Source organism: Bradyrhizobium sp. CSS354 (assembly GCF_029051725.1).
GTDB lineage: Bacteria > Pseudomonadota > Alphaproteobacteria > Rhizobiales > Xanthobacteraceae > Bradyrhizobium.
In genome coordinates this window covers 21,029-33,683 of the sequence record NZ_JAACFU010000017.1, presented here as the reverse complement: position 1 = coordinate 33,683, position 12,655 = coordinate 21,029, and the positions used below count along the sequence as shown (strand labels likewise).

General features: G+C 57.7%; 8 protein-coding genes and 1 pseudogene. 5 read left to right on the top strand and 4 right to left on the bottom strand.

The features are described 5' to 3' along the window. Positions 1 to 59: 59 nt before the first annotated feature. Positions 60 to 1,274 carry a TlpA disulfide reductase family protein gene (locus GWG67_RS30215; protein ID WP_275172979.1) on the top strand — a complete coding sequence of 405 codons (1,215 nt, stop codon included), beginning with the start codon at positions 60 to 62 and terminating at the stop codon, positions 1,272 to 1,274. A gap of 531 nt (positions 1,275 to 1,805) precedes the next feature. Beyond that, positions 1,806 to 3,101 (top strand): C4-dicarboxylate transporter DctA, encoded by a 1,296-nt coding sequence (gene dctA / locus GWG67_RS30210; RefSeq protein ID WP_275173145.1) that lies wholly within the window; start codon positions 1,806 to 1,808, stop codon positions 3,099 to 3,101. Between the two features lie 520 nt (positions 3,102 to 3,621). On the opposite strand, the gene GWG67_RS30205 is transcribed toward dctA, so the two are convergent. Beyond that, positions 3,622 to 3,690: a hypothetical protein gene (locus GWG67_RS30205; RefSeq protein WP_275173143.1), complete on the bottom strand. Its 69-nt coding sequence runs from the start codon at positions 3,688 to 3,690 to the stop codon at positions 3,622 to 3,624. A 349-nt stretch (positions 3,691 to 4,039) separates the two neighbouring features. Here GWG67_RS30205 and ald point away from each other — a divergent pair, with 349 nt between their 5' ends. Beyond that, a complete protein-coding gene (ald, locus tag GWG67_RS30200; RefSeq protein ID WP_275172977.1) occupies positions 4,040 to 5,152 on the top strand; it encodes an alanine dehydrogenase in 1,113 nt (370 codons plus the stop codon). A 307-nt stretch (positions 5,153 to 5,459) separates the two neighbouring features. Here ald and GWG67_RS30195 read toward each other — a convergent pair whose 3' ends face one another. From GWG67_RS30195 to GWG67_RS30185, 3 genes and pseudogenes are all read right to left on the bottom strand, one after another. After that, a complete protein-coding gene (locus GWG67_RS30195) occupies positions 5,460 to 7,145 on the bottom strand; it encodes an MFS transporter (RefSeq protein WP_275172975.1) in 1,686 nt (561 codons plus the stop codon). 1,515 nt (positions 7,146 to 8,660) lie between these two features. Then, positions 8,661 to 8,830 (bottom strand): annotated as a pseudogene (locus GWG67_RS30190) (transposase); the annotation flags it as partial. Between the two features lie 253 nt (positions 8,831 to 9,083). Further along, a complete protein-coding gene (locus GWG67_RS30185) occupies positions 9,084 to 9,560 on the bottom strand; it encodes an Lrp/AsnC family transcriptional regulator (protein ID WP_275172973.1) in 477 nt (158 codons plus the stop codon). Between the two features lie 187 nt (positions 9,561 to 9,747). Here GWG67_RS30185 and GWG67_RS30180 point away from each other — a divergent pair, with 187 nt between their 5' ends. Both GWG67_RS30180 and GWG67_RS30175 read left to right on the top strand, forming a co-directional pair. Then, positions 9,748 to 11,226, top strand: a complete 1,479-nt coding sequence (locus GWG67_RS30180; RefSeq protein ID WP_275173142.1) for an NAD-dependent succinate-semialdehyde dehydrogenase — start codon at positions 9,748 to 9,750, stop codon at positions 11,224 to 11,226. 10 nt (positions 11,227 to 11,236) lie between these two features. Beyond that, the gene (locus GWG67_RS30175; RefSeq protein ID WP_275172972.1) at positions 11,237 to 12,622 is read left to right on the top strand and encodes an aminotransferase; all 1,386 of its coding nucleotides are present in this window, start codon (positions 11,237 to 11,239) and stop codon (positions 12,620 to 12,622) included. Positions 12,623 to 12,655: the final 33 nt, after the last annotated feature.

Genomic DNA, 12,655 nt, shown 5'->3' with positions numbered 1-12,655 from the left:
CTGGGTGGCATGCGATTTGCTATTTTTCTCGGCAGAGCCAGGTAAAGCGAGTTTGAGCAATGACCAGTATGACCGAGAGCGCAAGTCAAGTCGGTGCGAGAAATGTGCTGAGCGTCGGTTCGCGAGCGCCCTTGATCAAAGTTGAGGACTGGCTACGTGGCCAGCCCGTTACAAAGTTCGAGCCTGGGAAAGTATACATCGTCGAGTTTTGGGCGACGTGGTCCGGAACATGTATCGCCTCGATGACGAATTTTGTGATCCTGCAAGACAAATACAGGAAGAATGGAGTTGAGGTGGTGGGCATCGCGGCTCACGAACAAGCTTCGACGGCAGATGAGGCGCGAGCCAGCCTGGACGCTTGGTTGACGAAGAGCGTGCCGAATCTGAACTACGCGATCGCATTCGACTATGCGGGCGACATGAGCAAGCTTTGGATGGATCCCAGCTTTTCTGTCGGGATTCCCACGTCATACGTGGTCGACCGTGATGGCCGCTTGGCCTTTGTCGGCCATCCGACGCAACTCGATAACGTGTTACCCAAAGTTCTGAACGGTTCCTGGGCAGTGAGCGACGAAGCCAAAGCCCTCGATGCGGAGAGGATAAACACGGGCCGACGCAGAAAGCGCGAACTATCGCAGAAGCGAGCGCTGGTGGAGCCGATCTTTGCCAGACTTGACTCCGCCATGAAGAGTAAGAATTGGGCGGCAGCCCTTTCAGCGGTTGAGGCGGCACTCGCTTTGATGCCGGACGAGGTCACCTTCCGTGGGCTTCATGCGGAATTGTTGCTTCACAACATTCGTGACATGGGGGCCGGCCTGCCGGTATTGCGCCAATTGGTTCGCGACGCGATCAACAAGAAATCGGTGGTTTGGATGAGCGTGGCCATCCGCCAACTGTTCGACCCCGCGAAAGACTACTCCGGTTTCCCAGATGCCGAGCGCTTTGCCATGGGCAAGGACCTCTCCGAACACATCCTGGCGGCGAATCCGCCCAAAGGTAGTGAGGGCGCGAAGTTCCTATCTTACGGGGCGGTCGCTCAGTACTATTACGAGACCGGTAAAAGGGATCGCGCGATCGAACTGGTCGAGTTGGCGCTGAAGTGGCTGGATGCAGCGCCTGCCTCGGATCGTGCGAAACGGGACGTCGTGAAGGGCTCTCTCCAGGCCTTGGCCAGCTACAGGAGTGAGAAGCTCTCATACGAGGAGTGCTGTTTGGCGGCGGAAAACACGGCTCTCGAAAGACCGGAACCGAGATCGCCAACGGAGGTAGCGTGAGCAATTTTGCTTGGCATTCTTTTCGGCCGCGTGGTTTTGCGATCGAAATCGATGCCTGTTGGGAATGTCGGGGCATTGGATGAATTGAGGGCAGGAGGAGCGAGCCGGTGAACCCAGGCGAGGCCGCACCAGCACAAGTTCTTTATGGTGAATGTTTTCTCAAGATTTCTCGCGCTCCGGCGCGATAGCGGCGAGAGTGCCTGTCGAGGTGAAGAATGGTCGCCGCTGCGAAGGTTGGCGTCTTAGAAGCTGCTGATCGAACAATCAAAAAAGATGGAAATGGGTGGTGACGCTGATGCTTTCCAGCTCTCAAGGAAGCTTTCTCAAGATCCTATCGCTGCTCTCAGAAGCGATTCAGAATTTCATTTCGCGTCGACCACCAGCCGATTCGGGACAGGCGCCAACCCGCGGCAATGGACGGGGCCATCAGGAGCGGTCAGAGTCCCCTGCGCCCCCAACCGAAGGAACACTGAGCGAAGCCGTACCTTCATTGCCCCCTCTCTTTGGTACCACGGCGCCGGGGCGAGCATGATGGACACTCACCGCCAGCGCCGCTCTGTCAAAGCCGCCGCCCTGTTCCAGCCCTCTGGCCCCTGGTACAAAGTTCTTTACATCCAGGTACTCATCGCGATCCTGATTGGCATTCTCGTTGGCTGGTTGTGGCCTGCTGTGGGGACGAGCAGCTGGGTCAAAGCGCTTGGTGACGGTTTCATCAAGCTGATCAAGATGGTGATCGCACCGATCATCTTCTGCACTGTTGTGTCCGGAATTGCGCATGTTCAGGATGCACGAAAGGTCGGCCGAGTCGGCATCAAGGCGCTGCTTTACTTCGAGATCGTATCAACCTTCGCGCTCGTCCTGGGTCTCGTGATGGGCAATCTCGTTCAGGCCGGTCATGGGCTCGCTCCCCGGGTTGATGCCGCGGCGGTAGCTAACTACGTCAAAAGGGCGGAGGGGCAGAAGGCGGTCGATTTCCTCCTCAATATCATTCCTGATAGCGTAGTTGGCGCCCTGGCGCGAGGCGACGTGCTACAGGTGCTGCTGTTTGCCATCCTATTCGGGTTCTCGCTAATGGCGCTTGGCGAGCGTGGTGAGCGGATGCGCGGGCTGGTTGACGACGCTGCGCACGCGGTGTTTGGTGTCATTAGGATCGTGATGAAGGCCGCGCCGCTCGGAGCGTTCGGCGCGATGGCCTATACCATCGGCGAATTCGGACCCTCCGCGCTCGGTAAACTCATCGGATTGGTTGCGCTGTTTTATGTGACGGCCGGGCTCTTCGTGATCATTGTGCTTGGCCTGATCGCGCGCTTGGTCGGCTTTTCTATCTTAAAGTTCATCGTCTACATCAAGGATGAGCTGCTGATCGTGCTCGGAACGTCGTCGTCCGAAAGCGCGCTGCCGCAGTTGATGGAAAAACTCGAACGGCTGGGCTGTTCCAAACCGGTGGTGGGCCTAGTGGTGCCGACCGGATACTCTTTCAATTTGGATGGGACCAACATTTACATGACGTTGGCGACCTTATTCATCGCACAGGCGCTCGGGGTCGATCTCAACTTCGGCCAGCAGCTCACCATTCTGGTTGTGGCGATGCTCACCTCGAAGGGCGCAAGCGGTGTTACTGGTGCTGGCTTCGTCACCCTGGCCGCAACGTTGACGGTGGTAAGTCCTGAGCTTGTGCCGGGCATTGCGATCGTATTCTCGATCGATAAGTTCATGAGCGAGGTGCGCGCGCTTACGAACATCATCGGAAACGGCATTGCCGCGGTGTTTGTATCCTGGTGGGAAGGCGAGCTCGATCATGACTTACTACACGCGCAGCTCAAGTAGGTGTGCGAGCTCAGCTAGGCCCGGCGACGGCCGATACGGTCGCCAAAGTAATGCTGCGGGTCAGCAACAGGCGCAGTTCAATCCTGTTCGGAGCGCCAGCTAAAGGTGTTGAGATTTCCAGAACCCGCTGCAATTGCGGACTAGAAATCACTCTTCTCCTGCATTCTGCGTTGTCAATTGTCGCGCAGTAGTCGGCCGGCCTGATTTGGAAGAGATGATCCTGCAGGGGGCGCGACACTCGGGGTGGTGTACCAGACCAGCCTTTCGGATTGGTGTTTGCGGCAGCCCGCCGGCTGGGCTGGCGGGTTCACTATCCCCGAGTTGAGATTCCTCAAAAAATGCGGGATTTCAATCGTGCCCACGTGGGCGAAGGTCAGTGCTTCAGGAGAAGCGACGGAGCCTGAGCAAAAACATCGCTACCGCGAGAGGCGATGCCTGCGTCGAATTCCTCCAGAATACTCCTCGACAGACGAAGAACGTCACAGCCGGCCCGGGTTGGAGGCACACCTCCGCTATGCCGCTAAAAAAGGGCAACGCCCATGTGGTGTTCTATCTCGGCGAGTCTCCGGGTAACATTTGACTGTTGCAACCTGAGTAACTCCGCGGCTCCACGAAAGCTGCCGCAATCGGCCGCAGTAACGGCTCAGATGTTTCAGTTCAAGCGCTTTGCCGGCCTGAAGAGAAGGGCTTGATCGAAAGAAGCGCATTCGAGCAGAGATCAATCCGGATTGCTGAGTGCCTCTGACTAGTGGCGTGATTAACCGAGATCCCGGCTGCCACTCTGGTATGCCTGGCAGTCGAGCCCGTTCCCCGGCCATTGTTCGAAATCCTGCAAACGAGCCGAGAAGATTGATGGATTACTGCGCTGTTTGGCGTTCCGGGTTGCAGGTTTGCACCGCTCTTCCGACTAAAAGAGCCGCTCACGAAGGAGATGGCAAATGAAGGTCGGTGTTCCCAAGGAAATCAAGACCCACGAATATCGCGTGGGCCTGACGCCCGGAGCCGTCCGCGAGTATGTCGCCGCCGGCCACAGTGTAGCGGTCGAGACAAATGCAGGGGCTGGCATTGGCGCCACCGACGAAGACTATCGCAAAGCTGGTGCAATACTCCTGGGCTCCGCTAGCGAGGTATTCGGGTCAAGCGAGATGATCGTAAAGGTCAAGGAGCCCCAGCCTTCCGAATGGACCCAGCTTCGAGAGAATCAGATTCTGTTCACATACTTGCACTTGGCGCCGGACGCTGAGCAGGCCAAGGGGCTTTTGAAATCCGGATGTACTGCAATCGCCTACGAAACGGTGACAGATGTATATGGCGGACTTCCACTACTTGCGCCGATGAGTGAGGTTGCAGGTAGGCTTTCGATTGAAGCAGCCGGTGCAGCCCTGAAGCGGTATGCAGGTGGTCGGGGGCTGTTGATCGGCGGCGTGCCGGGTGTTCAGCCGGCGCGCATCGTGGTGATCGGAGGCGGCGTTGTCGGTACCCATGCCGCCCGCATCGCCGTTGGCTTGGGAGCAGAGGTTACAATGCTTGACCGGTCGATTGCTCGCCTGCGCGTGCTGGATGAGCTGTTCGGTGGCAGAGTTCGTACCAGGTTTTCGACGATAGATGCTGTTGAGGAAGAGGTATTTGCCGCGGACGTCGTGGTCGGGGCGGTGCTCGTTCCTGGAGCGAGCGCGCCTAGGCTGGTTACTCGCAAGATGTTGAGCTCGATGCGAAAGGGGGCCGTCATCGTTGACGTTGCGATCGATCAGGGTGGGTGCTTCGAGACATCTCGTCCGACGACACACGCCGAACCAACCTATGAGCTAGATGGAGTAATTCATTACTGCGTCGCCAACATGCCCGGGGCTGTCCCGCTCACCTCCAGCCACGCACTGAATAACGCCACACTGCCGTTTGGACTGGCTCTCGCCAACAAGGGATTTGCAGCCGTCCTCGAGAACCAGCATCTGCGAGCGGGCCTCAACGTCTATCGTGGCCGGTTAACGTACAAGGCCGTGGCCGAAAGTCTTGGCCTGCCATACTCACCGATCGATCAGGCTGCGGCCTGATCCCCGAGGCCTCCCATGGGGGCATTTCCTCCCTGACTTGGCGGGCCACTCCTTCGGGGGTGGCCCCTTTTTCAGAACCCTGTGCGGTTCGGCAGGAGAAGTTGACTAGAGCCAGGGAGCGCAATCGAGCGCCTCTACCGGCTGAGAAAAAGCGCCGCCGTCCGCGGGGCGCTTCTGGTAAGTTAATCCTTTGCTCTTTTCAGCTACCGGGCCGCCTCGCTCCTGCGGGAGTTCGTGGTATGTGTCCCGAGCAGGTCGGAACTGGGTTGATGCCATCTCTGCAGCGGGGCCCACATCTTCCCTGCAACTAGCGCATTGCGCCATGCTCGTGCTTGCTCTCTAAGTCCTTGGCCGCAGCGCGATCGGGCGCGTCTTCCTTCCAGCGTACGGATCCGAACGGGCGCTCGAGCATGCGCCGCACACGCACAGGCTCTGGACCGATGTGGAAGGCCGTTGCCCGCTGGTCCAGCGCGCGCTCCGATTTAGTCGCGCGGTTGCGCTGGCGCAAATAATCGAGCCACGTTGGACAGTGATAACGCTCTGTCCACAGTTCCGGATCTGCAATATCTCGGGCGATCGACCAGCCATAGGCTCCGTTACGCTGGCGGAAGAGTTGAATGTCTTGCATTAAATTATGGAAAGAGCGGGCGTTCTCCTGCCCGACCCGATATTCTATCTCTACGACGAGCGGTCCACTGCGTCCGCTCAGTGCCAGACGCACTTTCGGATCGTCGAGCATCTCAGGTTCTTCGCCCCGTGCGCTGACGCGTGGCATGGGCAACCAAAACCCGAGCAGCGGAGAGACGGCCAGCAAAGCGGCCGCCAATAGGAGCGCAACATTTACTCCGGCGATGTCAGTCACATGGCCCCACGCCCAGCTTCCGACGGCGATCCCGCCGGAACTGGCCGCCTGGTAGGCCGCAAGCGCTCGCCCTGTCACCCAGCGCGGCGCTGACAATTGCACGCCAATGCTGAAAAGTACCCACGCCATCATCCATACCGCCCCAGCCAAAACCAGCGCGACGGCCGTCAGAAGTGGTTCGCGGCTTATCGCTACCGCCACAAGAGCACCGCCCATCGAAAGGGCGCAGGCCCGAATGGCGGCCTCCCCCGTCATACGCTTGCGTACCTCTGTGACGCTGAGCGCACCGATCACGGCGCCCAGACCAAAGGCACTGAGAATAATGCCATAGGTTTCGGCACCTCCGTGCAGGAGATCGCGGGCGACCAGCGGCATCAGAGCAATGATTGCGCCCCCGAACAAGCCCATGGCCATGGCGCGAATCAGCACAATCTTAATCGATGGCGCATTCATGATGTAGCGAACGCCCGAAACGATAGCGCGATGGAGGCTTTCGGGTGGCACACGCGATGGCTCAGGGGCGCGCTTCCACAGAAATAGAGCAAACATCAATGGCAGATACAACAGGGCGTTGATAGCAAATGCGGCCACTATGCCGGCGGCTGCCACGACAATCCCTCCGAGCGCAGGTCCAACGCTTCGCGCGAGGTTGTAGCTGATGCCGTTTAATGCTATCGCCGCAGGCAAAGCGTCAGAGGGGACTTGCTCGCTTACGGAGGACTGCCAAGCGGGATCCAATAGCGCCACAGCGGTACCTACCAGAAAGCACAGTGCCAGCAAAAGATTTGGCGTCACGAGATCCAGCCAAGCGAGCGTGGTCAACGCAGTCGCGCCCGTCAACGCGATCCCAAGCGAATACAGGATAATCCTGCGCCGGTCATACATGTCGGCAATCGCTCCAGCCGGCATCGAGATTAGCATAACCGGCAGCATCAGCGCGGTCTGTACAAGTGCCACCATGTCCGCTGACGATGTCATCTGCATCATCGCCCAAGCTGCGCCGACTCCCCGGATCAAAGCGCCAAGATTGGACAGCAAACTTGCGAGCCAAATACGACGGAAGGTGGCATGTCGGAATGGCGCGGTGATACCGTCGGCGTTGAACGTCCGGGGCTTGGGCATGTCCGTCATATCGTTTTTGGCTTACCTCCTAGGCGTCCAGACTAAAATGACTCACTATCTCCCAGCGTCCGGACGCCTGTGGTGAAGAGCGTTTTGAAACGCGTCTGCCCCGCGCACAGTCTAAATCGTCGATGCTGGCTTTTCGAGATGTGCCGGGAATTGACTTGTTCCTAGCGCGCGCGCGAAGCGCCGCTTCTCGAAGCAGCGGGCCAAAAGGCGGCGATCCGCCGCGTCTTAGTAACTTGATAGAGGTAGAAGCATCACTCAGTCGATGGGACGCGGGGGCTCGAATCGCCTGAATAGAATTCACCGCTGTGATATCTGACATAACTCGCTCACCGGCGATGATTCAGCAACTGATACCGGTCACGTACCGCGTCAATATTGAAGATAGTCAGACGAGGTGGGGTTCTTCAGCCAACCCTCAGACGAACCTCCTGAGACCGGAGTCACCGCACATCGGCTCGTCTCGCCAGAGAGCAAAATTCGCGCGACCGAGCGATAGAAGGTTTGTTGTCTCGGTCTTGTTTTGACGAATGGTCGGATAAGCACTTTCTCGCCTCAAGCATCGACTGCAAAGGAGAATAAACAGATGAAAGCGGCGATTTTGCGCGTTATGTGCAAGTAAGCGATGAAAAAGAGCGCGAACGCAGACTCGGGGAGTGAGGATGCGATCACTGTTCGGCTGGCGGCACTCATTGGGACCACAACAGCCGATCTTGAATCGGTCCATTACGGTCATCCTCTTCACGTCGCCAGCATCGGGCGCACTGGAGCGGAGCACCCCGATGTCGCATCCGCGTGTCTTGTGTCGGCCGTACCAATAGAATGAGCGGAGCGGTCGACGAACACCAATTACGGTTTGCTTCTCATCCCGCGCAAAAAAGTCGGAGCGAGATTGTCAACGAAGCATTGAGCCGCCATCGAGGCATTTGTTCCCCGACCGAATAGAGCCGGGCCGGAGTTATCAATGCCACTCGGACGCGAGGGTAGATCAAAAATTAGCAACAGATCCCACGTGGTAAGATCGAACAGATCGAGCGCAGTCAAAAGCAGCCGATGGCAGAGGGAGATCGGGCGAGCATTCAGCGGTACAATAAGGTGGTCATACAAGTTCCAACGCACGGACATCTTAATCATAGCGCAGGTCAACATTGCACCTTGGATCGAAATGCCAACATTTCGAGAAAACGCTTGCCAGCTCGATGCGCGGGAACGCGCAATAGCGCAGCGGCGCGATGATACCCTTGACGCCGAATTCTCCGGCTGGACGGCTTAGTCCATCGGTCCATCGTTGCTTGCGACGATCGATCGTTAGGATTCTCGAAGCTTGATCTCTGACAACTGGGAACGCGATTTCAGCCCTGTTCCGACTACAGCGTGAAGGCATTGGGGTCGATAGCCTGTATTTCCGAGCTAGTTCGCGCGTTCTTCTGGGGGAATGCTGTCACGGCTTCATCGACGGCGGCGCAGACCGCATCGACAGTTCGGGCGGCGCTCCTCGGAGCAGACGTTTAAGCTTGGGAAGACCCATTCAATCGGGTTGTTCGGGTTGGGCGAGTAGTTTGGCAGGAAAAACAGTTTGGCGTCGGCTGATCGCATGAGCTGGCGCCCGAGTTTGCTTTTCGGCTGCCCAGAGCGTCCGTGACCACGATATCGCCGGGCCGAAGCGCCGGCAGAAGAACCTTCTCGATGCAAGTCCGAACGCTCGCGCCATCGATTGATCCCTCGATGAACCATAGCACGTCAATCACAGAGCGGCCAGGAAGGTCGCAGGCGAACGTCAGCGAAGCGGCTCGCGGCTTTGAGTTTTGTTGGAGCTCCAAACAATGATAGTCAACAAGAGTGGTGGAATGAGAATGCGAAATTTGTCGCGTTCTATGCGAGTGAACGAAGGGAACGAGCGCAGATGTTGGTGATGGTCGAGAGGCACCAGAGCTTGTCCTGTCACTCCTCGTCGGGAATTTCCACAGGAATCGCAAAACCCGACTTCACGCGGTCTATCACCACCATCGTCTTAAACCCTTTGATATCCGAGTTCTCATAGAAGAAGCGGCGGGTGAATTGCTCGTAATCTTCCATCGTGCGCGAGGTGACGTATAGGACGAAATCGGCGTCGCCAGTGATGTAAAATCCATTGACGACTTCAGCCGAGCCTTTGATGGCCTTCTTGAACTTGTCGATGATGTCCGAGCGCTCACGTTCTAAAGTCACCATAACCAGCATCTGTATGGGCCTTCCCACCGCTTTCGCCGAAACGATCGACACGTCGGCCTCGATGACACCTTCCGAACGAAGTCTCTTCAGTCGTCGTTGACACGCGGTAGCAGAAAGACCAGCCATTTCGCCGATCACCTCTGAAGTCAGACGGTTATTTTTTTGGACGATCTCAAGGATGCGGGCGTCCGTTCTGTCGTATTGCATTATCGCGGCTCCGGGTGAATTTCGTCGCAGAATGCCGCGGCGGTGCAGGAAACACAACGATCCCCGGCAAAATGCGATGCAAATCGGTTGGTAACATTAGTATCCTGAATGCTTGGTGGATTTCAACAAGCGACCGCGTAGGACTTTACAGATGGCCTTTCAAGCTGCCCGGACCATTCATCCGCAGATGGTCGGGATCGCTGCAACATGCCTTCGGAGGCTGCGTCGCCGCGACTTTGTTGCGGGGGCCGCGCTCGTTGATGGTCGCTGGATTACGGGCAACCAAAGAGACGTCGTGATGGATCCCGCCACGGGCGAGGTTATTGCGGACGTTGCTCGTTGCAGTAGCGCGGACATGACGCTCGCAATTGACGCGGCTGAGCGAGCCTTTCCGGCTTGGCGAAGCTTATTGCCGGCAAAGCGCGGAGCTATTCTCAGAGGTTGGGCGTCATTGATGCGCGACCATTCAGAAGACCTTGCCACGTTGGTGGCAAGCGAGCAGGGCAAGCCGCTGGCGGAAGCGCGTTACGAGGTTGAGTACGGTGCTGCATTCCTCGAGTGGTTCGCCGCAGAAGGGGATCGTGCATACGGAGAGACGATTCCGAGTCATAAGGCTGACAGTCTGCTTCAGGTGCGGATGCAGCCGATCGGGATCGCGGCAGCGGTAACTCCGTGGAACTTCCCCATCGCGATGATCACACGGAAGGCGGGCGCCGCTCTTGCGGCAGGCTGTCCGATCATCGTGAAGCCCGCGCCGGAGACGCCGCTGTCCGCTATTGCCCTGGCCAGATTGGCGGAAGAGGCCGGCCTTCCCGTCGGCGTGTTTCAAACGCTGGTGGGCGAGCCCATCGAACTATCAACGCCTCTGTTGCGCGACACCAGAATACGAGCCCTCTCGTTTACGGGGTCTACTCAGGTCGGCCGCTTGCTTCTGGAGGGTTCGGCCCAGACCATCAAGAAAGTCTCGCTCGAGCTCGGAGGACATGCTCCCTTCCTGATCTTTGATGACGTTGACCTCGAGAAGGCCGTGAAAGGTGTGATGGCGGCGAAGTTCGCGACTTCGGGTCAAGACTGTCTCGCGGCAAATCGCATTTACGTTCAAAGGGGTATCCACGATCCGTTCGTGGAAACGCTTAGTGCGGCAATGGCTAAGCTCAAGGTCGGCCACGGCTTGAATCCTGGTACCGATATCGGGCCAATGACGAAGCTTTCGGTAGCCGAGAAGTGCCGGGCGCAAATCGTCGATGCGGTCGGAAAGGGCGCGCAAGTCATCACCGCGAAGAAAGATGACAGTTTGGGCCCGAACTTCGTTCTTCCGACTCTGCTCACTCAAGTCACCGACGACATGCTCATCGCGCGTGAAGAAACGTTTGGGCCGGTAGCTGCGGTATTAGCTTTCGACTCGGAAGAAGAGGCCATCACTCGAGCCAATTCGAGCGAAATGGGCTTGGCCGGGTACGTGTACACCGACAACCTGCGTCGAGCGCTCCGGCTCTCTGAGAGAATGGAGTGCGGCATGCTCGGTATCAACACTGCTTCCTTTACAGGTCCGCCCATTCCGTTCGGTGGATGGAAGCAGTCAGGACTGGGACGCGAAGGCTCTCGGCACGGTCTATCGGAATACATGGAACTGAAGTACGTGTGCTTCGGCGACTTGGCGGCTTAGGAGGAAATGAATGAACAAGATAAAGACTATCGCTGAACAAGATCGCTCGACTGTTCTCCATCCTTTCACTCAGCTCAAAGACTTCGCCACCGGTAAGATCGGTGATCCGACGATCGTCACTGGAGGAAAAGGTATCCGCATCGAAGATGCGCAGGGACACAGTTATATCGACGGCTTTGCGGGACTCTACTGCGTAAACATCGGATACGGCCGGACCGAAGTGGCTGAAGCCATTGCGCGACAGGCTTACCAACTCGCCTACTACCATACGTATGCGGCGCACACCACCGAGGAGCTCGCCACTTTGTCGCACCGTCTCGTGCGAATGGCCCCCGGTAAGCCCAGCAAGGTATTCTACGGTCTGTCGGGATCGGATGCGAACGAAACCCAGGCGAAGCTTGTCTGGTATTACAACAACCTTCGTGGCCAGCCTAAGAAGAAAAAGATCATCTCACGCGAGCGGGGCTATCACGGTTGCTCAGTTATCTCTGGCTCAATGACCGGCATGTCGTTTTACCACGATCATATGGATCTTCCCTTTCCGGGTATTGTGCATACGGGCGCGCCGCACCACTACTGGGGAGCCGAGCCGGGCGAGCCGGAAGAGTCGTTTTCTCGTCGGCGGGCGGCGGAGCTTGAAGAGCTAATCGTTAGGGAAGGTCCAGAAACGATCGGCGCGTTTATTGCCGAGCCCGTGCTTGGTACGGGCGGGATCACGCCCCCGCCCGCCGGCTACTGGCGCGAGGTTCAGTCCGTGCTTAGGCGCTATGATGTTCTTCTGATCGCAGATGAGGTTATTTGCGGTTTCGGTCGAACCGGCGCTGATTTCGGCAGCACGCTTTACGAGATGGAACCGGATCTGGTCACGGTCGCAAAAGGCCTGACGTCCGGCTACGTCCCGCTCTCGGCTGCCATTATCGGCGAGAAAGTATATGCCGTCATGGAAGAGGCGGCGGATCGGGTCGGAGCATTTTCTCACGGCTACACCTATTCCGGCCATCCCATTGCGGCGGCTGCTGCCAATGCGGTCCTTGATATCGTCGAGCGGGAGCGTCTCAGCGACCGCGCCAAGACCGTCGGCGCGCATTTCCAGAAGCGGCTCAAGGAAAAATTTGCACAGTTGGAGATCGTAGGCGAAGTTCGCGGTGTAGGCTTGCTCGGCGCGGTAGAGTTTGTTGCCGACCGTCAGACAAAGCGCCGATTTGATCCAGAACTCAAGGTGGGAGCGCGGATCTCCAAGGCTGCTCGCGATCGAGGGCTCATTGCACGAGCTATGCCACACGGAGACATCCTTGGATTTGCTCCTCCTCTGGTGGTATCTGAAGCTGAAATCGATGAGATCGTTGATCTGGCTTACAAGGCTACCAAGCAAGTGATGGATGAGCTCGCGAAGTAAGCCGGCTCGCAACTAGAAAATGTGCTCCTATGT